At 41.1% G+C, this 24,077-nt stretch carries 21 protein-coding genes and 1 other RNA gene; 15 read left to right on the forward strand and 7 right to left on the reverse strand.

Annotated features, from left to right (window positions below):
• Positions 1 to 4: 4 nt before the first annotated feature.
• Both ACSSTM_RS02170 and ACSSTM_RS02175 read right to left on the reverse strand, forming a co-directional pair.
• Positions 5 to 1,366 (reverse strand): MATE family efflux transporter, encoded by a 1,362-nt coding sequence (locus ACSSTM_RS02170; protein ID WP_034660931.1) that lies wholly within the window; start codon positions 1,364 to 1,366, stop codon positions 5 to 7.
• A gap of 58 nt (positions 1,367 to 1,424) precedes the next feature.
• Complete coding sequence (locus ACSSTM_RS02175; protein WP_262416988.1) at positions 1,425 to 1,550, reverse strand: hypothetical protein; 126 nt, start codon at positions 1,548 to 1,550, stop codon at positions 1,425 to 1,427.
• Positions 1,551 to 1,628: 78 nt separating this feature from the next.
• Here ACSSTM_RS02175 and cdaS point away from each other — a divergent pair, with 78 nt between their 5' ends.
• From cdaS to odhB, 7 genes are all read left to right on the forward strand, one after another.
• Complete coding sequence (gene cdaS, locus ACSSTM_RS02180) at positions 1,629 to 2,255, forward strand: sporulation-specific diadenylate cyclase CdaS (protein WP_034660930.1); 627 nt, start codon at positions 1,629 to 1,631, stop codon at positions 2,253 to 2,255.
• Positions 2,256 to 2,659: 404 nt separating this feature from the next.
• Positions 2,660 to 3,967 carry a LysM peptidoglycan-binding domain-containing protein gene (locus ACSSTM_RS02185; protein WP_437403969.1) on the forward strand — a complete coding sequence of 436 codons (1,308 nt, stop codon included), beginning with the start codon at positions 2,660 to 2,662 and terminating at the stop codon, positions 3,965 to 3,967.
• Between the two features lie 76 nt (positions 3,968 to 4,043).
• The gene (locus ACSSTM_RS02190) at positions 4,044 to 4,622 is read left to right on the forward strand and encodes a superoxide dismutase family protein (protein WP_034660928.1); all 579 of its coding nucleotides are present in this window, start codon (positions 4,044 to 4,046) and stop codon (positions 4,620 to 4,622) included.
• Between the two features lie 89 nt (positions 4,623 to 4,711).
• Positions 4,712 to 5,590: an ATP-binding protein gene (locus tag ACSSTM_RS02195; RefSeq protein WP_003215912.1), complete on the forward strand. Its 879-nt coding sequence runs from the start codon at positions 4,712 to 4,714 to the stop codon at positions 5,588 to 5,590.
• A gap of 11 nt (positions 5,591 to 5,601) precedes the next feature.
• Positions 5,602 to 7,518: a vWA domain-containing protein gene (locus ACSSTM_RS02200; RefSeq protein ID WP_034660927.1), complete on the forward strand. Its 1,917-nt coding sequence runs from the start codon at positions 5,602 to 5,604 to the stop codon at positions 7,516 to 7,518.
• Positions 7,519 to 7,742: 224 nt separating this feature from the next.
• On the forward strand, positions 7,743 to 10,577 hold the full coding sequence (sucA, locus tag ACSSTM_RS02205; protein WP_034660925.1) for a 2-oxoglutarate dehydrogenase E1 component: 2,835 nt from the start codon (positions 7,743 to 7,745) through the stop codon (positions 10,575 to 10,577).
• Between the two features lie 14 nt (positions 10,578 to 10,591).
• Positions 10,592 to 11,848, forward strand: a complete 1,257-nt coding sequence (gene odhB / locus ACSSTM_RS02210) for a 2-oxoglutarate dehydrogenase complex dihydrolipoyllysine-residue succinyltransferase (RefSeq protein WP_034660924.1) — start codon at positions 10,592 to 10,594, stop codon at positions 11,846 to 11,848.
• A gap of 26 nt (positions 11,849 to 11,874) precedes the next feature.
• On the opposite strand, the gene ACSSTM_RS02215 is transcribed toward odhB, so the two are convergent.
• From ACSSTM_RS02215 to ACSSTM_RS02230, 4 genes are all read right to left on the reverse strand, one after another.
• Positions 11,875 to 12,834, reverse strand: a complete 960-nt coding sequence (locus ACSSTM_RS02215; protein WP_034660923.1) for a bile acid:sodium symporter family protein — start codon at positions 12,832 to 12,834, stop codon at positions 11,875 to 11,877.
• A 158-nt stretch (positions 12,835 to 12,992) separates the two neighbouring features.
• The gene (locus ACSSTM_RS02220; protein ID WP_034660922.1) at positions 12,993 to 13,814 is read right to left on the reverse strand and encodes a superoxide dismutase; all 822 of its coding nucleotides are present in this window, start codon (positions 13,812 to 13,814) and stop codon (positions 12,993 to 12,995) included.
• Positions 13,807 to 15,681 (reverse strand): terpene cyclase/mutase family protein, encoded by a 1,875-nt coding sequence (locus ACSSTM_RS02225; RefSeq protein ID WP_095285290.1) that lies wholly within the window; start codon positions 15,679 to 15,681, stop codon positions 13,807 to 13,809. The genes ACSSTM_RS02220 and ACSSTM_RS02225 overlap by 8 nt, the downstream gene beginning before the upstream one ends.
• Before the next feature lie 102 nt (positions 15,682 to 15,783).
• Complete coding sequence (locus tag ACSSTM_RS02230; protein ID WP_034660920.1) at positions 15,784 to 17,268, reverse strand: aldehyde dehydrogenase family protein; 1,485 nt, start codon at positions 17,266 to 17,268, stop codon at positions 15,784 to 15,786.
• A 213-nt stretch (positions 17,269 to 17,481) separates the two neighbouring features.
• Here ACSSTM_RS02230 and ACSSTM_RS02235 point away from each other — a divergent pair, with 213 nt between their 5' ends.
• The 8 genes from ACSSTM_RS02235 (at position 17,482) to ACSSTM_RS02270 (ending at position 23,360) form a co-directional block, all read left to right on the forward strand.
• Positions 17,482 to 17,694: a DUF6501 family protein gene (locus ACSSTM_RS02235; protein WP_437403970.1), complete on the forward strand. Its 213-nt coding sequence runs from the start codon at positions 17,482 to 17,484 to the stop codon at positions 17,692 to 17,694.
• Between the two features lie 49 nt (positions 17,695 to 17,743).
• A complete protein-coding gene (locus ACSSTM_RS02240) occupies positions 17,744 to 17,881 on the forward strand; it encodes a DUF4025 domain-containing protein (RefSeq protein ID WP_223249850.1) in 138 nt (45 codons plus the stop codon).
• 447 nt (positions 17,882 to 18,328) lie between these two features.
• Positions 18,329 to 18,667 carry a PH domain-containing protein gene (locus ACSSTM_RS02245; protein WP_024422682.1) on the forward strand — a complete coding sequence of 113 codons (339 nt, stop codon included), beginning with the start codon at positions 18,329 to 18,331 and terminating at the stop codon, positions 18,665 to 18,667.
• Between the two features lie 172 nt (positions 18,668 to 18,839).
• The gene (locus ACSSTM_RS02250) at positions 18,840 to 19,487 is read left to right on the forward strand and encodes an SDR family oxidoreductase (RefSeq protein ID WP_034660919.1); all 648 of its coding nucleotides are present in this window, start codon (positions 18,840 to 18,842) and stop codon (positions 19,485 to 19,487) included.
• A 91-nt stretch (positions 19,488 to 19,578) separates the two neighbouring features.
• On the forward strand, positions 19,579 to 20,079 hold the full coding sequence (locus ACSSTM_RS02255; protein WP_034660918.1) for a TraR/DksA family transcriptional regulator: 501 nt from the start codon (positions 19,579 to 19,581) through the stop codon (positions 20,077 to 20,079).
• A 132-nt stretch (positions 20,080 to 20,211) separates the two neighbouring features.
• A non-coding RNA gene (gene ssrS, locus ACSSTM_RS02260) (6S RNA) lies at positions 20,212 to 20,397 on the forward strand.
• Between the two features lie 133 nt (positions 20,398 to 20,530).
• The gene (recQ, locus tag ACSSTM_RS02265; RefSeq protein ID WP_106037676.1) at positions 20,531 to 22,312 is read left to right on the forward strand and encodes a DNA helicase RecQ; all 1,782 of its coding nucleotides are present in this window, start codon (positions 20,531 to 20,533) and stop codon (positions 22,310 to 22,312) included.
• 256 nt (positions 22,313 to 22,568) lie between these two features.
• Positions 22,569 to 23,360, forward strand: coding sequence for a LysM peptidoglycan-binding and 3D domain-containing protein (locus ACSSTM_RS02270; protein WP_034660916.1), 792 nt, complete (start codon positions 22,569 to 22,571; stop codon positions 23,358 to 23,360).
• A gap of 152 nt (positions 23,361 to 23,512) precedes the next feature.
• Here the strand turns inward: ACSSTM_RS02270 and ACSSTM_RS02275 are convergent, their stop codons facing one another.
• Positions 23,513 to 24,025, reverse strand: a complete 513-nt coding sequence (locus ACSSTM_RS02275; RefSeq protein WP_060596695.1) for a GNAT family N-acetyltransferase — start codon at positions 24,023 to 24,025, stop codon at positions 23,513 to 23,515.
• Positions 24,026 to 24,077: the final 52 nt, after the last annotated feature.

Below are 24,077 nucleotides of genomic sequence, written 5' to 3' on the forward strand. Positions count from 1 at the left end.
GTATTTAGTGATTGAGCGCTTGCTGAAGCAAGCGTTTTTCAATCAATCTGAGGCGGATAAAGAGGACGACGGCACCAGCGGCAAGTCCTGCAATGAGACCAATCCAATAGCCAAATGCCCCAAATGAGGTATAGGTGCCAATCAAATAGCCGGAAGGAAGACCGATCACCCAGTAAGAAACAAATGCGGCAATGAGCGTATAGTTCACATCTTTATAGCCGCGCAGAGCCCCTTGAATGGGTGCAGCAATTGCATCTGACAGCTGGAAAAAGATCGCATAAATCAAAAAGTGCTGTGTCAACTGTAAAACAGCCGATTCAGCTGTGTATAAACCAGCAATCTCTGGTCTAAATAACAAAATGAGTGCCGCCGTACACAATGAGAATAATACCGCCGTTCCAATTCCGATATAGCTGTAGTTTTGCGCGTCTTTATACCGCTTGGCACCGGATTCAAACCCAACGACAATTGTTAAAGCCATTGAGATACTGAGCGGTAAAATATATAAGATAGAAGCAAAGTTCATCGCAGCCTGGTGACTTGCAATCGTCACAGTATCAAAGTGACCCATTAACAGCGTGACAGCTGCAAAGATACTCGTTTCAAAAAAGATCGCAAACCCAATAGGAAGACCGATTTTCAGTATTTGCCCCATACGGGAGATATTGATTCGAGGCAGTTTTTGAAACAAACGAAATGAGGCAAATGGTTCTGCTTTCATGACAATACAAATACTCATGATGAAAATGGCCCAATACGTCATCGCAGATGCAAGGCCAGCTCCCGCACCGCCAAGCTTTGGAAAGCCAAAATTCCCAAAAATAAATACATAGTTTAAAGCAAAGTTAATAGGAAGTGCTGTTAACGTGATGAACATCGTCACACGTGTTTTCCCTAATGCATCAATAAATGACCTGAGTACCGAATAACCAAACAGCGGGATGATACCAAAAGCAAGAAAACTGAGAAAATGCCGCGCAATATCCTCTACGGATTGCTCAAGTCCAAGTCCACCTAATACGTAAGGGATGCTGATTGTACCAATCGCAATCACACCGATACTTAAAAGAAAGGATAAATAAATCGCCTGAAAGACAGCCTTGGGAACATCTTTTTTATGCCCAGCGCCCATCAGCTGAGCGACAATCGGCGTAACGGCCATTAATATACCAGCAAGTCCTGTATAAACGGGTGTCCAAATACTAGAACCGATCGCAACACCCGCAAGGTCTTCTGCACTCACTTTTCCAGACATTACGGTATCTAAAAACGTAATCAGCGAAAGACCCGCTTGAGTGATTAAAATCGGAATCAAAATGGTTAAAAATAGTGTCACCTTAGCTCGAATGCTATTTGTTTCTCTCATCATAAGTTCCTCTCTGAACAGAAATAACGAGAGGATTATATCATGCTATGTAAAAAAATCAATTCCCCGTCGGATTATTTTTCTTAGATGGCTTCGTTTTTTTAAACATTTGGGCATAAATAAAGGAAAGACTGACAACACCTAAAATGCTGCAAGCATATTGAATCACTTTCTGAATGGTCATATTAAGTCACCTCCATATCAATAGAATGCGCATAATTTGTTATTTTATGACAACAAAAAGGAGGAGGGAAAAGGTCAAATGATCAATCGTACGAATGAAGAAGCGCTATTTAAAGTGGACATGAGAACACACTTGATGAAAATCATGAAGGATGCAAGTGACATTATTGATTCCCTTGATGAGATCGAGCAATGTCTACTTTGTGATCTCGAGTCATTACATGATGAGTTTAATGAAATGCACGCAGAGGCTTCCTCGTTTTATTTGCAATCGTATATGGAAGAATTCACACCTGGATTTGCTCAATTTTCGTTAGCCATTGAGAACTTATCAAAACAAAAACACGGGGCACTTATTGTGATTCAAAGGCGTGATGAGGTTGAGGATTTTATTCAAAAAGGGACAAATCTTCATGCGAAAATTAGTGCTTCATTAATAGAAAGCATTTTCTACCCAGGAAATCCACTTCATGATGGTGCTCTTTTAGTCAAAGAGAATACACTCGTATCTGCTGCAAATGTGCTCCCGCTTACTTCAAAAAAAGTTAGTCCTTCTCTCGGGACAAGACACAGGGCTGCGATCGGACTCTCCGGTATGACCGATGCACTTGTTCTCGTCGTATCAGAAGAAACGGGGAAAATGTCGTTTGCGAAAGAAGGAGTCCTTTATCCGCTCACTGTAAAAGAACCTGAAATAAGGAAATAAAAATGAATCGCTGCATTCTTCATTCGGAAGGATGCTTTTTTTCATTTGAGGAGAAAAAACAGCCAATTGAGTAAAAAGTCATTTGATACAGAAAAATTTGTCATGTAGAATAGAACTATGAAACTAGCACCGTGCTTGTTTTGACAAATTTCTAAACGTCAACTTAAAAATTCCTTAAAAAATGTTTATAAATACAGCAAACTGCCGATAGAAACGATATGGCTTTGTTTTAGCATTTTGAGTTGGCTGCTTTAGCCTATTTGTTATTGCCCAAAGTCTACATGTCGAGTAATATAATAGAAATAAAGATAAAATAGTGCAAGAGAAGCAGAACCATTAAATGCTAAACTCAAAACTAGTACATAAGTCTTATTGAATGAAATATGAAAGGCGGAGATTCATCTATGAAGAAAAAAGTAGTAACCGGCCTCACAGTTTCAGCGATCGCTGGCTCAGCTGTGTTTGCTGCACCGGCAGAAGCACAGACGATCAAAGTGAAAAGCGGTGACTCACTTTGGAAGATTGCCGAACAGTACAATACAAGTATTTCGGAACTTCAAACTCTTAATCAACTAAAAACGACGATGATTTTTGCAGGACAAAGCTTGAAAATTCCTGGCGCAAAAAACAAAAAATCCAGCTCGTCAACTGGATCAAAAGCAACGAAATCAAATGCTTCAACGACATCAAGCTACACTGTAAAGCTTGGAGATTCTTTATGGCTCATTGCAAAAAATCATAAAATGTCAGTCGCAAGCTTAAAAAGTCTAAACAGCTTAAACAGTGACTTAATTCGTCCTGGACAAAAGCTAAAGGTATCTGGAAGTACGAAGACAAGCGGGGGCCAGTCATCAAACTCCTCTTCAAATTCCAGCTCAAACAATAAGACAACGAACTCAAATAGTTCATCCTCATCAAGTACATACAAGGTTAAATTAGGGGATTCTCTCTGGAAAATTGCGAATTCGCTCAATATGTCGATTGGTGAAATCAAAACATTGAATGGGATAAAATCTGATATGATTTATCCGAATCAAGTATTGAAAGTAAAAGGGACGGCTGCATCAAAACCAAGTCAGCCGAAAGCACCTGCTAAACCAAGCAACCCGCCTTCAAGCGGGAAAGCGACATCTTATACTGTAAAATCAGGCGATTCCTTATGGAAAATTGCGAATCAATTTAAAGTGCAGGTTCAATCCATCCGCACAGCAAACAGCTTAAAAAGCGATGTGCTTAGAATTGGACAAGTTCTAAAAATTAATGGTGCAGCTTCAGGCTCAACTGGGTCGAATGGTTCTACGTCTAACGGTTCGACAACTCCGGTCAATAATAACAAAAATGATGTGCCGATGAATGCAAAAATCACGACGATGATCCAAGAAGGGAAAAAGCTGACAGGCATTCCTTACAGATGGGGCGGCAATACACCATCTGGTTTTGACTGTAGCGGCTTTGTTTATTACCTCATTAATAAAGTTTCCTCTGTATCCAGATTAAGCACAGCAGGCTACTGGAGTATGATGAAACCTGTGAGCACACCACAGGTTGGCGATTTTGTTTATTTCACAACATACAAAGCGGGTCCATCTCATATGGGACTATACCTTGGCGGAGGAGATTTCCTTCATGCAAGTGACAGCGGAGTTGGGATATCGAACTTAAGCAACCCATATTGGAAAAAAGCCTATTTAGGTGCAAAACGTTTCTTCTAAAAAAAGCCGATTTTCGGCTTTTTTTGTTTGCCTATTGTTCAGATTGTCCATACTGATATCAAAAGGGGGCAGTCATATGAAAAAGTCAGTGTGGGTGATCATGATGTGTCTGGTCTTTGTCGCAACAGCATGTCATGCACCGCCGAAAAAAGAAACGACAGAAGAAATCAGCGAGGTTGCAGCACCTAAACAAGCACCAGTTACCACGACACTCATCAATGAAAACGGGCAAAAAATAGGCAGCATCGAAGTAAGAGATTCCTCGGAAAATGGGCTGGATTTACATGTGAAAGCGAAAGATCTGCCGCCTGGTCCTCATGGCTTCCATATTCACGAAACAGGAATATGTGAAGCGCCAGATTTTGAAACGGCAGGGGCTCACTTTAATCCAACACACCGGGAGCATGGATTTGATAACCCAAAAGGCCACCACGCTGGAGATATGCCTAATTTAGAAGTTGGGGCAGATGGACAAATTGATGTTGTCGTGAATGTACCAGATGTGACGTTAAAGGGAGGTCCAAACCAATTAATCGATCAAAATGGACGGAGCTTTATCATTCATGCAGAAGCAGATGATTACTTAAGCAACCCTTCTGGAAACTCAGGGAAACGCATCGCTTGCGGAGCGATTACAAAAGAAATGGTAAAATAACAGATGTCTAGCCTTTATGTATTGAGTGCATAAAGGTTTTTTTAGTATACTTGGTGAGGAAAATGATCGAAGAGAGGAATTAATCATATATGTTTAACGAACAATCACTCCCAGAAGAAATTCAAGCAATGATTGAAGCAAAAGCAAAAGGACTAGAAGAAGAATTCCGTCCGCTTATTGGAACAGGCGGCTATGAATCACAGGATACGTCTATCATACAAGATGCGATGATTGCACTAGCACTCGGCAAAAATGTTCTTTTAAAAGGGCCGACCGGCTCAGGTAAAACAAAACTAGCAGAAACTTTATCTGCTTTCTTTCAGCAGCCGATGCATAGTGTGAACTGCTCGGTTGATCTTGATGCAGAAAGCTTGATTGGCTATAAAACCATTCACAATGATGGTCAAGTTGCTTCTATTGAATTTATTGAAGGACCCGTAACGAAAGCGATGAAAAAAGGCCATCTTTTATATATTGATGAAATCAACATGGCGAAGCCGGAAACACTGCCTATTTTAAACGGTGTACTCGACTACAGAAAAATGATGACAAACCCATTTACAGGCGAGGTCGTTCGAGCAGATGAAGGCTTTGGCGTGATTGCGGCAATCAATGAAGGCTATGTCGGCACAGTGCCTCTAAATGAAGCGTTAAAAAACCGTTTTGTTGTGATTGACGTTCCATATATCGGCGGCGGTATCCTAAAGGATGTACTGCAATCTCAATCTGTATTAAAGGATGAACGGTTAATCGATCAATTCGTGCAGCTCTCATCAGACCTCATTACACAGGCGCACAACGGGCAGGTAAGTGAAGAAGCGGCATCCATCCGCGCACTCCTAGACACATGTGATCTTGCGCAATACATCCCGCCGCTTCGTGCAGTTGAACGAGGGATTGTTGAAAAGCTAGAAGATGACCGGGAAAAAGCAGCGGTAAGAAATATTGCCCAAACATTATTCGAGTGAGGTTCTGACTTTTGAAATTCATCAAATTTAATGACAGCAGAATCGATTCATTTTTATTTATGGAATTAACGGATTTAGCTAAAACGTTAGCAAAAAGTGATGATGTCGAGCTTGAATACGGAGTGCATTCTTACTATGAGCCTTTTGAAAAGAAAATTTTCATCAGCCATTTTTGGGATGATCGTAAACAAGAAGACATGACAGCCGGGCTAAAAAGTGATGTGTTCCTCCGTGCAGTAGGAACTGTTTATAGTGATCTGACTGTCTTTCAGGAAATTATTCGCTATGCCCATACAATTTCCATTCCTGATCTATGTAAACAATTGTTTATGCTGTTTGAAGATATCCGGATTGAAGAGCGGATTAAACGCGATCGCCCAGGAACAAAAAAGGTATTTAAACGAAGAAGAGAGCTGTACCGGCGACACTTTAAGACTCAATTAACAATTAACCAAGAGCGAAGCATTCTAACGGATGCACTCTATTGTGCAATGTATGTGAAGCTGACAGCTGATTCGCCGCTGGAAGAGATTCCGCCTCTTCACGAGCGGATCAACCCAATGATTCCGTTTGTTGAATCAAGTCTTGAGCGTGTATATGAAGCGGGTTCAACCGGAGATATCGCAGTCATTGTCAAAGAATTAATGGAAGGCTTTGATGAGCTTCTTGATAAGGATATGCTGAATACGTACTTTTTCTTCCCGGAATTGGACTATGAAAAAGCGGCAAAAGAACCGCTGTTTCATGACTTGAAAAGAAAACCTAAATTAAGTGAGGACATCAAAGTCGACCGCGAAAAAGAGGGCGATGAAGATATCCACCAGGAGTATATGGAAGTGTGGCATCGAGAAACAGAAGCGCCGTCAAAAAGCTTCCTTCAATTTGATTTAGAGCACGGCGGTAAAAGTGATCTCGGGAAGGATGCAGCAAGAGAAGGCGATGACGGAGATCAAGCACTCGGCACTGTCCAAGGCTCTGCCAAGCAAACATACCGAAAAGATTATTCAAAGCTTGAGGCGCTGGAAGAGGCTGAAGGGGAAGAAAGCGGGGCGGATGCTCATGAGAATGGAAAAGAGAACAAATATGCGTTTCCAGTCATGATTTCACCTGATCCTCCCGCGCCAGAACAAATCGATGTATACAAGCAGCACGCTAAGGAGATTGAGCCTTATCAGAAACGCTTAAAACAGATGATTCAAAAAACGCTCGAACACAAAAAATCATGGCCAAAAACGGACCTTCATGCAGGACGCCTCAGTAAAAAGCTGATTCGGTATTTTACAGATTCTAACCCGCGTCTTTTCTATAAAAAACAGGCACCTTCTTCGGAGATTGATGCTGTTTTCACTTTATTAGTAGACTGTTCTGCCAGCATGTTTGACAAGATGGACGAGACGAAAAAAGGAATTGTTCTATTTCATGAAGCGTTAAAATCCGTTCAAGTCCCACATCAAATTGTAGGATTTTGGGAAGATACAAACGACGCAACCGAAACAAGTCAGCCGAACTATTTCAACACGGTCGTGTCGTTCAAAGATTCTTTATTTGATGCAGGTCCTTCCATTATGTCCCTTGAACCAGAAGAGGATAACCGGGATGGCTATGCGATTCGTCAAATGACAAAAATGATTTTAAAACGAAGAGAAGAGCAAAAGTTTCTCATTGTCTTTTCAGACGGAGAGCCAGCTGCCTTCAGCTACGAACAAAATGGGATCGTCGATACACATGAAGCAGTTCTTGAGGCGAGGAAAAAGGGTATTGAGGTGATCAATGTGTTTTTATCCAATTCGCCGATAGAAGAAGCACAGATAAAAACCATTCAAGATATGTATGGCAAGTTCAGCATTTTTGTACCAGATGTCGATACATTGCCGGATGTCTTATATCCATTACTGAAGAAATTACTGCATAAAAGCATTGGGGCATAAGGTTTTGCCCCTTTCTTCAAAATATTTTTCGGAATGATTTAAATTTTTTGTTTTTCTGTGAATTTTTTATCTTTAATTGAACAAAGAATGTAGAAAGTAATCCGAAACAGTGGTAGAATATTATTGGAAGCGTTTTATTACATAAATTTGGTCATTGTGTTCTGGAAGTTATATCGAGATAGTGTTCAATCACTTGATGATCAAAGTTGGGGGTAGTGTTCAAAATGTTTCAAAATGATGTGAAACAACCGTTGAGTTGGGAAGAATTTCATGGTCCGAACCTCGGCTATGTGCTCGAGCTCTACGATCAGTATGTCCAGGATCCTACTAGTGTTGATGAAGATCTAAGAGGCATATTTGATGAACTTGGTGCACCACCGAGTGAAATGAAGGAGGAAATTGGGAAAAAAGAAAATAGCGTAGTTACTTCTGAACAAATCCAAAAGATAGCATCAGTCGTTAAACTGGCAGAAGACATCAGAACGTATGGCCATTTAAATGCTTCCGTCAATCCTCTTCGCAAAGAAAAGGAATTACAAGAGCTGTTTCCTTTAAAGGAGTACGGTTTAACAGAAGAAGACGTCAAGAATATTCCAATATCTATTATTAGTCCTGACGCACCAAAACACATTTCAAACGGCATAGAAGCCATTAACCATTTGAGAAATACGTATAAGCGTACCATTTCATTTGAGTTTGATCACGTGCATGATTTCGAAGAACGAAACTGGCTCTCAAAATCGATTGAGTCTGGTGAACTATTTAAGAAAAAACCAGCGGATAAACTAGTTTCTGTTTTCAAGAGATTAACAGAAGTTGAGCAGTTCGAACAGTTTCTTCATAAAACATTTGTTGGGCAAAAGCGCTTCTCAATAGAAGGATTAGACGCACTTGTCCCAGTACTTGATGAAATTATTTCAGAGTCTGTTACACAAGGGACTTCAAATATTAACATTGGAATGGCACACAGAGGCCGTTTAAATGTATTAGCACATGTGTTAGGAAAACCATACGAGATTATTTTCTCAGAATTCCAGCATGCGCCAAATAAAGAGCTTGTTCCATCAGAAGGCTCTATCGGCATCAGCTACGGGTGGACAGGTGATGTAAAGTACCATCTTGGAGCAGATCGCCAAATTAAAGACGAAGATACAAAGAGTGCGAGAGTCACGCTTGCCAATAACCCAAGTCACTTGGAATTCATTGATCCAATCATTGAAGGAAGCACACGTGCCGCTCAGGAAACACGTACTCAAAAAGGTTATCCAGCTCTAGACGTTGAAAAGGCATTAGCCATCTTAATTCATGGTGATGCGGCATTTCCTGGAGAAGGAATTGTGGCAGAAACATTAAATTTAAGTCAACTTGTAGGCTATCAGGTGGGCGGAACAATCCATATCATTGCAAACAATATGATCGGATTTACAACAGAAAGCAATGAATCTCGCTCAACAAAATATGCAAGTGACCTTGCAAAAGGGTTTGAGATTCCAATTGTTCACGTCAATGCAGATGATCCAGAAGCATGTTTAGCGGCTGTTCAGCTAGCTGTAGAATACCGCAAACGCTTTAAGAAGGATTTCTTAATTGACTTGATCGGTTATCGCAGATTCGGTCATAACGAAATGGATGAGCCTTCTACGACTCAGCCGATGCTGTACGATGCAGTCAGAAAGCACAAAACGGTCAAGAATATCTTTGCAGATAAACTTGTTACAGAAGGTCTTCTAACGAAAGAGCAGCGTGAAGAAATCGAGCAGGCTGTAGCGACGAAAATAGAAGAAGCCTATCAAAAGGTGCCTTCAAAGAAAGAGCATACGATTCAAGAAATTGAACTGCCAGAACCAGTATCAAATGGCTTCCCAGCAGTGGATACATCAGTAGAATTTGATGTATTACGAAAGCTGAATGAAGAATTGATCAGCTGGCCTGAGGATTTCCAAGTATTTGGTAAGCTCAAGCGGATCCTTGAAAAACGTGCAAAAGTGTTTACAGATGACCGTAAAGTAGAATGGTCGCTTGGGGAAGCACTTGCATTTGCATCTATATTAAAAGACGGTACGCCAATTCGAATGACCGGACAGGATTCAGAGCGCGGTACTTTTGCTCAAAGAAACCTTGTTCTTCACGACAGTCAAACTGGAGATGAATTTATTGCTCTTCATGAGCTGAGTGATGCAAACGCATCATTTACTGTTCATAATAGTCCACTGTCAGAGGGCTCAGTGATCGGATTTGAATATGGTTATAATGTCTATTCTCCTGAAACGTTAGTCATTTGGGAGGCTCAATTTGGAGACTTCGCAAATGCGGCTCAAGTGTATTTCGATCAATTTATTTCAGCTGGCCGCGCAAAATGGGGACAAAAATCAGGTCTAGTGATGCTCTTGCCGCATGGATATGAGGGACAAGGACCTGAACATTCAAGTGGTAGAACAGAGCGTTTCCTGCAATCAGCTGCTGAGAATAACTGGACAGTGGCGAACCTGACAAGTGCAGCGCAATACTTCCATATCCTTAGAAGACAGGCGAAAATGCTGCTTCGTGAAGAGATTCGTCCGCTTGTCATCATGACACCGAAGAGTCTGCTTCGTAATCCGAACACATTGTCTGAAGTCCAGGAATTAACGGATGGACAGTTCCGTCCAGTTCTTGAACAGCCAGGCCTTGTGCATGAACACGAAAAAGTATCGCGCCTCGTGCTATCTAGCGGAAAGGTATCAATCGATATTAGTGATCGTTTTACTCAAATGGAAGAGACGAAAAATTGGCTTCACATTGCGAGAGTGGAACAACTATATCCATTCCCAGCCAAAGATATTAAAGCGATTTTATCGAAACTAACAAACTTAGAAGAAATCGTATGGGTGCAAGAAGAGCCACAAAATATGGGGGCTTGGGGATACATTGAGCCATATTTACGTGAGATTGCGCCTGAAAAAGTAAAAGTACGTTACATCGGCCGAAGAAGACGTTCAAGTACGGCTGAGGGTGACCCAACTGTGCATAAAAAAGAACAAGAACGAATTGTATCTGATAGCTTGACTCGCAAAAACTAAGGGGGAAATGAAAAATGGCGGAAATTAAAGTACCTGAATTAGCGGAATCGATCTCGGAAGGAACGATTGCTCAATGGCTAAAGCAGCCGGGCGATTATGTGGAGCAGGGAGAGTACCTGTTAGAACTTGAAACAGATAAAGTCAATGTCGAACTGACAGCCGAAGAATCTGGTGTACTGAAAGAAGTGCTGAAAGATTCTGGTGACACTGTACAAGTTGGAGAAGTCATTGGAACAATTGCAGCAGGTGAAGCTGGCGGAAGCGAGTCCGCAGCTCCAGCACCTGAGCAAGAGTCTGCACCAGCTTCGAAAGAAGAACCGGCAGCTGCCCAAAAAGAAGAAGCAGTGAAAGAAGAGCCGAAATCTGGTAATGGCAGAACCATCGCTTCTCCTGCAGCTAGAAAACTGGCGAGAGAGAAGGGACTAGACTTATCTGAGATTCCAACCGTAGATCCGCTGGGCAGGGTACGAAAGCAGGATGTCGCTTCTTATCAAAAGAATGAAGCACCTGCAAGTGCACCGAAAGCCGCGCCAAAAGCAAATGCTGCGGTGCAAAATGAGCAACCAGGAAAGCCAGTTGAACGTGAGAGAATGTCACGCCGCAGACAAACGATTGCAAAACGTTTAGTTGAGGTTCAGCAAACGGCTGCGATGCTGACGACATTTAATGAAGTGGATATGACGGCCGTGATGGACTTAAGAAAGCGCCGTAAAGATGCCTTCCTTGAACAAAATGATGTAAAGCTTGGCTTCATGTCCTTCTTCACAAAAGCAGTTGTAGCAGCACTGAAGAAATATCCGCTGCTTAACGCAGAAATTCAAGGTGATGAGCTCGTCTTGAAGAAATTCTATGACATCGGCATCGCCGTTGCTGCTAACGAAGGACTTGTCGTACCGGTTGTCCGTGATGCAGACAGATTGTCGTTTGCAGGGATTGAAAAGGAAATTGGTCATCTTGCGAAAAAAGCAAGAGATAACAAATTGTCTCTGAATGAGCTACAAGGTGGATCATTCACGATCACTAACGGTGGAACATTCGGTTCACTGCTTTCAACACCAATTTTAAACAGCCCTCAAGTTGGAATTTTAGGTATGCATAAAATTCAGCTTCGTCCTGTGGCAATTGATGAAGAACGTTTTGAAAACCGTCCGATGATGTATTTAGCTCTTTCTTACGACCACCGAATTGTCGATGGTAAAGAAGCAGTTGGATTCCTTGTCACGATTAAAAACTTGCTTGAAGATCCGGAGCAGCTATTGCTTGAAGGATAATCTTCAATTTGAAAAGCTAGCACCCGTTAAGGTGCTAGCTTTTTTTCTTTTTCATTTTCAGGATTTCCTTTTTTTGACCAATATGTTGCAAGCCAGGAACCAGATAAATTATGCCACACACTAAAAATGGCACTTGGAACGGCTGCAAGTGGCGAGAAGTGCGCTGTTGCTAGAGCTGCACCGAGTCCAGAGTTTTGCATGCCAACTTCGATCGAGATCGCTCTACGAGAAGGGATATCCATTTTGCACCACTTTGCGATCAGGTAACCAAATAAAAGACCAAGTCCATTATGTAATATAACAACGGCCAATATCAGCAGTCCAGATTGAAGAATCTGCTCTTTATTTGCACTGACAACCGCAGCAATGATCACCACAATTCCAGCAACAGATACAAGCGGCAGTGCTTGAACCGCATATAATACTTGTTTTTTAAAAAACAATTTCACAAGAATACCTAAAATAATAGGGATTAAGACAACTTGTACAATGGATAAAAACAGAGCCTCTGGTGATACAGGTAACCAAGATCTTGCAAAAATTAAAATGAAAACAGGGGTTAAAAACGGCGCAAGCAATGTTGATATGGTGGTTACAGCTACAGATAAAGCTGTATTTCCTTTTGCCAAAAAGGTCATGACGTTCGATGCTGTACCGCCTGGGCAGCAGCCTACGATAACAACTCCTACTGCGATTTCAGACGGAAGCCGCAGTCCGTAAGCTAACAAAAAGGCAAGAAGCGGCATGAGTGTGTACTGCGTCAGCACCCCGATCAGAACATAAAGAGGTTTTCGAAACAGTTCTTTAAAATCTTCAGCGGACAAGGTAAGCCCCATTCCAAACATAATAATACCGAGTAAAAAAGGAATATACGGTCCAATCTTAGAGAATTCGGCAGGAAAGGCAAATCCAAGAAGTGCAAAGACAATGACCCAAATCGCAAAGGTCCTTCCTGCAAAGTGACTAATAGTTAAAAGAATCTTCATTTATTGTTTCAACTCTCTTTCCTTACATATCTTTTTTATTTTAAACGAATTTTCTGAAAAAACAACCCATTCTTTATAAAGGCGATCATAATAAAATTATGTAAACTAAATTGAATTAAAAACCCCCATATAAGCATTTGCCTATATGGAGTATCGTCTTAAAAAGGGGTCCATTTCACTTGCTGAGCTTGCTTTAGTCGTGCTTCTGGCTCACGCCAGTCAACGACATTCCACCAACGGTCTACATATTGTGCTTTTTCATTCAGATATTGCAGATAGTAGGCATGTTCCCATACGTCAAGAGCTAGAAGAGGGATCACATCCCATTGTGATAGAAATTGATGGCGTTCGGCTTGTAAAATCTCTAATCGTTGAGATCTTGGTGCCCATACAAGAATGGCCCAGCCAACACCTTCTACTTGTTTGGCTGCAGCTGAAAATTGGGATTTGAATGCATCATAGCTTTCAAATGATTGTTCAATGAGACGCAGCATTTGTCCAGTGGGCTTTCGTTTTCCTGAAGGACTCATAGAAAACCAAAAAATGCAATGTAAATAGTGTCCCGCACCATTGAAGGCAAGCTCCCGTTCCCAATGCTTGATCATTTTAAAATCATTGGTTCTTCTCGCTCTTTTTAAGGCAAGCTCAGCTTGATTCAGACCATCAACATATGATTGATGATGTTTCTGGTGATGCAAATACATAATCTCTTTTGAAATAAACGGTTCTAGTGCATCATACCGGTAAGGGAGCGGAGGTAATTTATGGTCGCCAGCTGCCACATCCCGCATTGCTTCTAGTAATTTCATATCCTCTGCAATACTTTCAGCCAATTCGTACCACTCTTCTTCACTGGAATATTCATCATTCATGATGAACGATAAATGTTCTGTTTTCTGACGGATGTTGTCATCTTGAACTGCACCTTGAATGGAGCTAAGCCAATCTTTAAGCTGCATGCGATATTCTTCCTTATTCATTTTTACGCCTCATTTCTTCTAAAAATGTGGAACAAGCCATCATTGGAAAGACAAATGGATAGCTATGATAGGTGATGTAAAATTGCTTTGGAAGACCAATGCCTACTGGATAGTGCAAGGCTTCACTCGAGTGCTGATGATGAATCAAAAATGAGATGGCTTTTAAAATTGTTGTGTGATCCGGCTTCTCATATTGTAAAAGTGCCTCAGCAGCCCAAGCCGTTTGAACCACTGTTCCAAATGGGAGCGGGACATATCTTTTTACCTCTGCACTTTTACACGATTCTCCGAAGCTGCCATCTTCCAATTGAATTGTTTTTAAAAATCGACACGCTTTTTGAACAGCAGGATGCGATGAGGGGATGCCAGCAGCCTTTAGTCCTGTTAATGCAGCCCAGGTTCCATAAATATAGCAAACACCCCATCTGCCAAACCATGATCCGTTGTTCTCTTGATGATCAAGAAGCCATTTTACGCAATGATCTTTTTGCCTTTGCATGAGTGGTGACATGTTGTTCTCTTCAAGACCGATGAGATGAAGCACACGACCTGTAATATCAGGAGTAGATGGGTCAATGGCCGCATCCTCAGCAGATTCGAGCGGAAGATGACGAAGCAAGAAGTGATCTTGATTTTTTTCAAAAGCAGAAAAGCCGCCATCACGGTTTTGCATGGAAAGAAGCCAATCAAACCCTCGTTTCCACTGAACGGGTGCGTAGATGTGAGGAATGGCTTTTAACACAATTTGCGTATCATCACAATCAGGGTTATTTGTGTTCAAATCTGAAAAACCAAAGCCTCCCGGAGCCGCATGCCGGTTATGAACCGCCCAATCTGCTTTCTTCATTTGCTGCCGGTTCAATAAGTACGTAAAAGACTTTTCGATAACTGGATCTTCTTGTGTTCTGCCTGCTCGCTGAGAAGCATAACTGACAAGCGCTGTATCCCAAACTGTGGATGTAGAATTCTCAGCATATTTCCTGCCCCCACAGTCAGTGACTATCTTTTTCATCCCTTTAACTGCTTTTAAAATGAGATGATGCCCAGGAGAGTATCCAAGACTCATGAGTGCATAGACCATAAAAATACTGGCACTTAAATAGCTGTACAGCGTGCCATCTTTTTCAAGTCGGTCAAACATATACCGCTTCGCTGCCTCATACCCGAAAAAGTCGAGGCGGCTGTCGAGTGCTGTATACGACCGCATGTACGCTAGAAAGTGGTGAGTGGAACGTTCTTCTCTTGCCATAAACCAGTCAAAAGGACTTTTAGACATGTTCGCATCAAGATGTGCTAAGCTTGGAAACTTTTCATGAGAGGTATATCGTTTGTTGAGTGCAATCATCATTGGGACAAAATGAATTCTTGCATATGCACTAAGATGATAGAAGTGCAGCGGAAAGTATGTAGGGATGAGTAAAAATGAAAGTGGCGCATAGAAGTATGGCCAAGGGTGCATGCCATTGACGGCAAGCATCCACTTTGTCATAAAATGAACGTCTTTTAATCCGCCTTTTGATCGAATAAAGTGTGCTGCTTTTTCCATATGCGGCTCATCTTGTTGAAACCTGCCTGAAACAAGCATTCCACAATAGCCTTGCACAGTCGCTGTTACATGTCCCGATTGATCATGATACAAAGAAAAAGAACCATCCTCATTTTGCTTTTCGCGAATCGCTTCTGCCAATTGATGAACCAACGCCTGATCCGAATCGCCAACAGCCTTTAACAGCATAATCAAAAAAGCATTTGTCATCATTGGGCCTTCAAAGCAGAAGACAAAAGCGCCATCTTCTCGTTGTCTGCGCTGCATTTGCATGTGTAATTCATCAATAAATTCGTTTACTTTCGTTTTGAAATCTTGCATATTCGGCCTTGCTCCTTTCCTTTATTACTATATTCAGGAGCCTGCCTGTCACATGCAATCACAAAAAAGCCGATGACATGGTCACCGGCTTTATAGGCGTCATTAGTCTTGGAGATTAATCCACACACTTTTGACTTCTGTATAGTTGTTAAGGGCGTATGATCCCATTTCTCTGCCAAGACCTGATTGCTTGTATCCTCCAAATGGGGATGCAGCATCAAAGACATTATAGCAGTTGACCCAAATCGTGCCTGCTTCAAGACGTGCAGCAATATCATGGGCATGCTTTAAGTTTTCTGTCCAAAGTCCTGCGGCTAATCCATAATCAGACTGGTTGGCTCTTTCGACCACTTCATCAATGGAATCGTATGGAATGGCAGATAAGACAGGGCCGAAGATTTCTTCTTTTGCGATGGTCATGTCATCTTCTACATCTTTAAAAACAGTAGGGGAGACAAAATAGCCAGCCTCATAAGGGCAATCGCCACCGACAACGGCTGTTGCACCTTCAGATTTACCTTTTTCAATATAGCCTAACACGCGCTCGTGCTGTTCTTTACTTACAAGAGGTCCGATTTGCGTATCTTGATGAAGACCGGCGCCTTGCTTGAGGGATGTCGCATATTTGGCCATTTGATCGACAACCTCATCATATTGGCTCCGGTGAACAAAGACCCTAGAACCTGCAGAGCACACCTGGCCTTGGTTAAACATGACACCATTTAGAGCACCTGGAATGGCTTTCTTTAAATCGGCATCTGGCAAAATAATATTAGGTGATTTTCCGCCAAGTTCTAATGTGACCCTCTTAATGGATTTGGCTGCTTTCTCCATGATGAGTTTCCCAACACTTGTTGACCCCGTGAAGGCAAGCTTGTTTACATCAGGGTGATCGGTTAATGCGTTCCCAGCTGTTTCACCAAATCCAGGAACGATGTTAATCACACCTTCTGGGAAGCCGGCTTTATCCACTAATTCAGCTAAATAAAGAGCAGAGAGGGGTGTTTGTTCTGCTGGTTTTAAAACGATGGTGCAGCCAGTTGCAAGTGCAGCACCCATTTTCCACATGGCCATGAGCAGCGGGAAGTTCCAAGGAATGATTTGTCCTACAACGCCAACAGGCTCATGACGGGTATAATTAAAGTACCCTTGACTGACAGGAATGGTTTGTCCGCTTATTTTGGTCGTCCAGCCCGCATAATAGCGCATATGCTCAATGGCGAGAGGGATATCTGCATTTGTTGTTTCATTAATTGGTTTTCCGTTATCTAATGTTTCAAGCTGTGCGAGTTCTTCTTGGTTTTCTTCCATTAGATCGGCAAGCTTGAACATGAAGCGGGCGCGTTCAGCGGCAGATATGGAGCGCCAAGGACCATGAAAAGCTTTTTTTGCAGCTTTTACTGCCTCATCAATGTCTTTTGCACCTGCTTCATATACATCAATAAGGGTTTCACCTGTGGCCGGGTTAGGAGTCGAAAAGGTTTTGTTATCGTGACTTGTGACAAACTGACCGTTAATGTAGAGCTTTTTCGTCCCTTGGAGAAAAGATTCGAGTTTTGAACTAATTTGAAGTGTTGTAGAGCTCATAAATAAACAAACCTCCTTAAAGATATGGATTGTTCTGCGAGTTCTAGGTGGAAAAGCGGACCTGAAGCAAATGAACCAGTATACGTACACATATGTAAACGTATACATTTATCATATTACACGACATGTTTGAAAGCAATCCATAACACTCATTGCATTTCACGAAAAATTGGCTACAATAAATGTATAGATGAAAAAAGGAGTTTTTAAATTATGATCCATCAAAACTGGCAAACGGCTCAAACGTTAAAGCAAGTAAAATGTATACATACGAATGCGAAAAAATATATGGTCGATCGAGCACTAACGGTTGGAAGCACATATGAAGTGAAAAATGAGACAGAAGAATTCCTGTTAGTCGTTGATAATACAGGTAAAGTAGGCGGGTATTATAAAGAGTATTTCGAAGACATTTCTGCTGAATGATTTTAGTGATCATCACTCATACTAAGAAAAACAGTAAAGGGTGATGATGATGAAAAAGAAGCAAACAGACGAGCAGAATAATCAAAATGCTTGGCATGATCACGAAGATGCTGATATGGCGATTACGCTTGAGCAGATTTCCGATGTATATGCCGAGGGAACCATTGATACACCAAAAGACGAATAGTCCAGATTGTTGACAAAGTGCTAAAATGATCTTTATTTTAGCACTTTGTCTTCTTTTTCAGCGTGACATGAAAACCTTTGCAGTCTAGGAAGGACGAGTACCGGAGCGGAGCGAATTTGACATTCGTGAGCACCGGCGCGCAGGATTGACAAAGAATGCGAGGGTTTGTCTACACGCTGACAGTGATTTGAAAAAATCACTGTTTTTTTATTGGTAACATTCAGCAATTTTTCTCAAAAAGAACTGAAACTTTTTTCCTGCTTTAACTGTCTAAATAAGTAGAGGAAAGAGCATCGAATCAAAAAGAAAAAGTTAAATGAAATTTAATCTATTCGTAATGGAATAACGACCATTTATAGCGTATTCTATAAGTGAGAATAAAACGTACCCACAGAGCGTGCGTCCGTTTTTTCATAAAGGAATTTGATGGAGGAAGAGGGGGTTTACGTGGGTATTTTTTCTGTCAGTAAACAAAATGATAAGAAATTCGAATCCTTACTAATTGAAGGGGAAAGAATTGAGGCTGTTTACAGACTGCGTCACGACCAAATTTGTTTCACCAATAAACGACTGATCTTTGGCGATAACCGCGTATTTTCTAAGAAGAAAGTCAGGGTCTCCTTGCCGTATCGATCAATTGAAAGTTTTGCCATTCAAGAAGCTGGCGTGTTTGATCAGGACACAGGTATGCTGCTTGTCACAAGCTCAAAAGTATTTGAACTCGATTTTTCGAAAGAGACGGATTTGAGTGATGTGCAAGCCATTTTGACAAAACATCTTTGCTGATCAACCTTGCGATTACATAGATCATGCACTTTTCTCATTCTACTTATTTTAATAGATCGCACATTGCCTGAGCCCTTACCCATATTTTCTGGGAAGGGCTTTTTTTGTTTAGGTGTTTGAATGATAGCAAAAAAGGATAAAGATGAAACAGATACAGAAAGGAGAATGAACAATGAAAGTATTAGTTGCTGGAGCAAATGGACATACAGGCAGGCTCGTCATTCGTTATTTAAAAGAAAAAGGACATGAGCCGCTTGCTCTCATTCGAGATGAAAAACAAGCGGATGCGCTAAAGGAACTTGGTGCAGCGCCTGTCATCGGTGATCTTGAAAAGGATGTGACAGATGCTGTGAAACAAGCAGATGCTGTCATCTTTGCAGCTGGTTCAGGCTCAAAAACAGGTGCAGATAAGACGATTGCAGTGGATCAAGAAGGTGCAAAACGCCTTGTCGACACAGCGAAAAAAGAAAACATTCAGCATTTTGTTATGCTGAGTTCCTATAATGCCGATGATCCAAACCAGGGAAAAGGGCAAGGAAGTATGGAAATTTATTATGAGGCGAAAAGAAAAGCAGATGAACACTTAAAACAGTCTGGGCTTTCCTATACCATCGTCCGCCCAGGTGCCTTGCTGCATGAGGAAAAGACAGGAAAGATTGAAGCTGCGGAGCATATTCCAGATGATCAAAACATTGAGATTTCAAGAGAGGACGTAGCCGCTGTACTTGTGGAAAGCTTAACGGAATCCAATGTGAAAAATAAATCCTTTGACTTGATTAAAGGGGATAAACCAGTAGAAGAAGCACTTCGCACCATGTAAGAGAAGAAAGCTGCTGCCAAAAAGGCGGCGGCTTTTTTGATGTTTTCAATTCCCTTGCAGCGGGAAGGTAATGAGAAAGGAGTGATTGACCGTGGGCTTAACGAAAGAACAAAAAGCTGATTTATACGAAAGATTGAATCAATTAAAGGGAGATGTAAAAGGATCAAAAAAGAAAGAAGAATCTATGCTAAGTGAATCCAGCGAGATTTCAAATGGTGTTGGGAACCATATCGCTGATCATGGGAGCATCTATTTAGACCGCATGACAGAACAAACGCTGGATCAAGTTGATGGCGAGCTTGAAGACGAAATTGATGCAGCACTGAAACGAATGGAAGACGGAACATATGGGATATGTGAGAAAACAGGGAAAGACATTCCATATGAACGTTTAAAAGCAGTCCCCTATACACGTTATTCAATCGATGCGAAGAAAAACGAAGAAACGACTCAAGACCCAAACGAGTTTGACCGTAATTTCTCTGATCAAATGCGTGATTTAACAAATAGGGAAACAATGGATCAGATGCATTCAGATACGTATGAACGATTAGAGGAAGAGCAGGATGTTGACATAGACGAAGAAAAATAGGATAATAAGTTGAAGTTACATTTTTTCAGAATAATGTTTTCTTATGTGTGCAAGGACAAATATCTTGTATATATAAGTATTTCTTAGAAAAAAGATCTCTTGAAATTTAATAAACTTTCGTGTAATATAGTTTAAAGGCTGCGATGCGCGTAATGTTAATTAAGTTTTAACCTTTAAGCTGTAATAGGGAGTTTTACATTGAAGCCGGAATGTCATGCCTCCTTAGAGAGGAAGACAGGAACGTTTCTGCAAACACCCACTTTGAGGAGTGGTGGTTTAAAACTTTCTTACTTAGATTACGGCATCCGCAGCTTTTCCTAGGATGATTCAAGCCATTTTCCATTTCGGAAAATGGCTTTTTATTTTGTGAAAATGCGAAATTGGACAGATCGCCTGTAGAGGCAAGAATATATGTTAAAATGGACAAAACTAATGACGGAGAGGGAATTGGATGTTAGAACAAGCAGAAGCACTCCTGAAACAATACTATGGCTTTGATGTCTTTAGAAAAGGACAGAAACAAGCCATTGAAGCGATTGTAAATAAACAAAAGGATACTGTCTGCATTATGCCGACAGGCGGTGGGAAGTCAGTTTGCTATCAGATCCCTGCCCTCATGATGGAAGGTACAACGATCGTTGTATCTCCGCTTATTTCTTTAATGAAGGATCAGGTCGATGCGTTAAATGAGATGGGAATACGTTCTTCCTTTTTAAACAGCACACTTTCCGCAGCTGAAATGAATGAAAGGCTGAAAAAATGCGAAAATGGGGAATATGAGCTGCTTTATATCACACCTGAACGCTTACAAAATGAACGTTTTTTTCAGCTGCTGGATCGGTTAACGATCCCTTTAATCGCGATTGATGAAGCGCACTGTATATCTGAGTGGGGGCATGATTTTAGGCCAAGTTATCGCTTCATTCAAGAATGCTTGAACAAGCTGTCAAAAAGGCCGGTGATTGTCGCATTAACAGCTACAGCGACGAAAAAGGTTCACCAAGATATATGTGAACAGCTTGGCATGAACGGAGAAGAAACCATCTTTACTGGGTTTGCTAGAGAAAATTTGTCCTTTCAAGTGATCAAAGGGGAAAATAGTGACCGTTTTATCACACAATATATGAAGAAAAACAGTCTTGAGTCTGGCATTATTTATACAGCAACTCGTAAAGAAGCGGATAACATTTATAATCGACTAAAAAAACAAAAGATCAAAGCTGGCGTTTATCATGGCGGATTGGATGACCATACGAGAGAAGAGCAGCAAAACCTGTTTTTAAATGATGACATCCAGGTTATGGTCGCTACATCAGCATTTGGCATGGGAATCAATAAGTCGAATGTACGTTTTGTGATCCATCATCAAATTCCAAGGGATATTGAAAGCTACTATCAAGAAGCTGGGCGTGCCGGCAGAGACGGGCTTGAAAGTGAGTGCATTTTACTGTTTTCACCACAAGGCGTAAGAGTGCAGCGCTTTCTCATTGAGCAGTCAACAGAAGATGAGGTGCGCTATCAGCATGAACTGCTTAAATTAAGGCAAATGGTGGACTACTGTCATACCGAGCAATGTCTGCAGCAATTTGTGATGGACTATTTTGATCAAACAGCTAGTTCGCCTTGCGGTAAATGCAGCAACTGCCTTGATGAGAGAGAGCGTGAAGAGGTCACAAGAGAAGCACAGATGGTGTTATCTTGTACAGTGAGGATGAATGAGCGATTCGGTAAAATGATGATAGCCCAAGTACTGGCAGGCTCTAAAAACAAAAAAGTGCTTGAGCTAGGTTTCGACCGTCTCCCTACATATGCTTTAATGAAACAACATTCGGCTCAGCAAATCAGTGACTTCATTGAATTTTTAATTACAGAAGAGTATTTGCACATGTCTGAAGGTGCTTACCCAACACTTAAGGTGACCCATAAAGGGAAGAAAGTGTTAGTTGGACAAGAGACAGTGTATAAAAAGCAGGCGATCAAAGCAGAGGCCATTCAAGAAAATGATGCATTATTTGAGCGATTGAGATCGCTGAGAATGAAGCTAGCCAGAGAGCAAGGTGTCCCGCCGTTTGTTGTTTTTTCTGATCAAACATTGAAGGAAATGTCAGCTGTAGAGCCTCAAACAGATGAAGAATTACTCCAAATTAAGGGGATTGGCGCTCAAAAAAGAGAGAAATACGGAGATGTTTTTTTAGAAGAAATTCGTTTATTTATAGAAAAAGAGAAAAAATAAAGTGTTTAAAGAAGAAAAATAAATTTTTTTCGCTGCACTTGGACACGTTTTCATCAGGTCGTTTTCGATCCTTTTAAAACCTTGATATGGCGGGGAATCAAGCCGTTTTGTGGGCTGATTTACCAATGGAGAGAGATGTTTCATGTAAAGGAACTGTAATCTAAAACATATCGTTTTGTTATTGAAATGACATTTACATATGTTACGATAGCACTCGTTAGCCGCCATAAAAAGCTAACAAGGGAGGATTTACTTTATGAAGAAGACTATTATGTCCTTGGTTGCTGTTGCAGCAATCTCAACAACAGCATTTGGAGCGCAGCAAGCTTCTGCAAAGGAAATCACTGTGAAGAAAGGTGATACACTTTGGGGAATCTCTCAAAAAAATGATGTGTCTCTAAAAGACCTAAAGGGTTGGAACAATTTATCTACTGATATGATCTATGTAGGTGATAAATTGACAATCTCTTCAAAAGAGAAAACTCAGGAGCAGTATAAAGTCCAGAAGGGGGACAGCCTCTGGAAAATCGCTCAAAAATTCAATGTGTCAATTAGCGATATTAAGTCTTGGAATAACTTAAACTCAGATATAATTATGGTTGGTTCAACACTAAGTGTTGCTGGTCAAAGCTCGGCTCCGGTAAGCTCAGAACCTGTTCAAAAACAGGAACCTGTCCAAAAAGAGCAAACAACGAAAAAAGCTGCTCCTAAAAAGGAAACAGCTAAAGCAGAATCATCTTCTGCTAGTCAAAGTGTACAAAAAGAAATGACTGTTACGGCTACGGCTTATACAGCAAATGATGGTGGCATCTCAGGTATCACTGCAACAGGGGTAAACTTAAACAAAAACCCAAACGCAAAAGTCATTGCAGTAGATCCTAATGTCATTCCACTAGGAAGTAAGGTTTATGTTGAAGGCTACGGTGAAGCCATCGCAGCAGATACTGGCGGCGCAATTAAAGGTAACAAAATTGATGTACATGTACCAAGCAAATCCCAAGCGCAAAATTGGGGCGTAAAATCAGTCAAAGTAAAAGTACTTAACTAGTAAACAATTGTTTTTTGGAAGAAAGCATCAGGTGGCGGCCTGATGCTTTTATTATACCCTTTTTTTGGTCAAAAATACACATATTTTTCTGAAAAGTTTGCATTTTCGACAAAAAGCAGCGCATATCTTATGATACACGCTGGTTTTTGTCGTTAGCTGTCCACCCAATAAATTTCTCCGCTTTGTTCTTTCCAATTGATTTGGACATCAAATTGATGTTTTTCATAAAAATGAATCAAGCGATCCACGTGATTCCAGTCCCTTTTGACGAGGTCGCCAGTAATCACTGGTATGTTCTGCTCTCTTGCGATTTCTTTTAAATGCTTCATACAGATGGAGCCGTACCCATTATCTGGCGGGCCTTTAATATCGGCAATATGAATCTTTCCTTCTTCAGGATATTCCGCAATTAAGGAAAAATCAGATTGTCCGCGAAAAGCTTTTTCACAATCGCTCAACATAATTTTACATGTATCTGCACTTTCAATGGCAGAGACGATCATCCACTCATCTTCTTTCGCTTGATCGATGCCAATGATTTTTGCTTTTTTCGAAATATCTTTCATATTTTCTTGCATTCGATACATTTGGAACTGCAATTGCTGTAATTCTTGCTCTAACGTCTTCACATCTTTGGCTGTTTCCTGTAAGATTGACAAGTCCATTACTCCTTTCATATCAGAAATGATAAAAATCACATAAATTCCAATTCTAAAG

The sequence above is a fragment of the Bacillus sp. RK1064 genome (assembly GCF_051488405.1).
GTDB lineage: Bacteria > Bacillota > Bacilli > Bacillales > Bacillaceae > Bacillus.

Bases quoted from the DNA above. Each gene is read 5' to 3' on its own strand.
- ACSSTM_RS02170 (WP_034660931.1), bottom strand. From the start codon at position 1,366: ATGAGAGAAACAAATAGCATTCGAGCTAAGGTGACACTATTTTTAACC.
- ACSSTM_RS02175 (WP_262416988.1), bottom strand. From the start codon at position 1,550: ATGACCATTCAGAAAGTGATTCAATATGCTTGCAGCATTTTAGGTGTT.
- cdaS (WP_034660930.1), top strand. From the start codon at position 1,629: ATGATCAATCGTACGAATGAAGAAGCGCTATTTAAAGTGGACATGAGA.
- ACSSTM_RS02185 (WP_437403969.1), top strand. From the start codon at position 2,660: ATGAAGAAAAAAGTAGTAACCGGCCTCACAGTTTCAGCGATCGCTGGC.
- ACSSTM_RS02190 (WP_034660928.1), top strand. From the start codon at position 4,044: ATGAAAAAGTCAGTGTGGGTGATCATGATGTGTCTGGTCTTTGTCGCA.
- ACSSTM_RS02195 (WP_003215912.1), top strand. From the start codon at position 4,712: ATGTTTAACGAACAATCACTCCCAGAAGAAATTCAAGCAATGATTGAA.
- sucA (WP_034660925.1), top strand. From the start codon at position 7,743: ATGTTTCAAAATGATGTGAAACAACCGTTGAGTTGGGAAGAATTTCAT.
- odhB (WP_034660924.1), top strand. From the start codon at position 10,592: ATGGCGGAAATTAAAGTACCTGAATTAGCGGAATCGATCTCGGAAGGA.
- ACSSTM_RS02215 (WP_034660923.1), bottom strand. From the start codon at position 12,834: ATGAAGATTCTTTTAACTATTAGTCACTTTGCAGGAAGGACCTTTGCG.
- ACSSTM_RS02220 (WP_034660922.1), bottom strand. From the start codon at position 13,814: ATGAATAAGGAAGAATATCGCATGCAGCTTAAAGATTGGCTTAGCTCC.
- ACSSTM_RS02225 (WP_095285290.1), bottom strand. From the start codon at position 15,681: ATGCAAGATTTCAAAACGAAAGTAAACGAATTTATTGATGAATTACAC.
- ACSSTM_RS02230 (WP_034660920.1), bottom strand. From the start codon at position 17,268: ATGAGCTCTACAACACTTCAAATTAGTTCAAAACTCGAATCTTTTCTC.
- ACSSTM_RS02235 (WP_437403970.1), top strand. From the start codon at position 17,482: ATGATCCATCAAAACTGGCAAACGGCTCAAACGTTAAAGCAAGTAAAA.
- ACSSTM_RS02240 (WP_223249850.1), top strand. From the start codon at position 17,744: ATGAAAAAGAAGCAAACAGACGAGCAGAATAATCAAAATGCTTGGCAT.
- ACSSTM_RS02250 (WP_034660919.1), top strand. From the start codon at position 18,840: ATGAAAGTATTAGTTGCTGGAGCAAATGGACATACAGGCAGGCTCGTC.
- recQ (WP_106037676.1), top strand. From the start codon at position 20,531: ATGTTAGAACAAGCAGAAGCACTCCTGAAACAATACTATGGCTTTGAT.
- ACSSTM_RS02270 (WP_034660916.1), top strand. From the start codon at position 22,569: ATGAAGAAGACTATTATGTCCTTGGTTGCTGTTGCAGCAATCTCAACA.
- ACSSTM_RS02275 (WP_060596695.1), bottom strand. From the start codon at position 24,025: ATGGACTTGTCAATCTTACAGGAAACAGCCAAAGATGTGAAGACGTTA.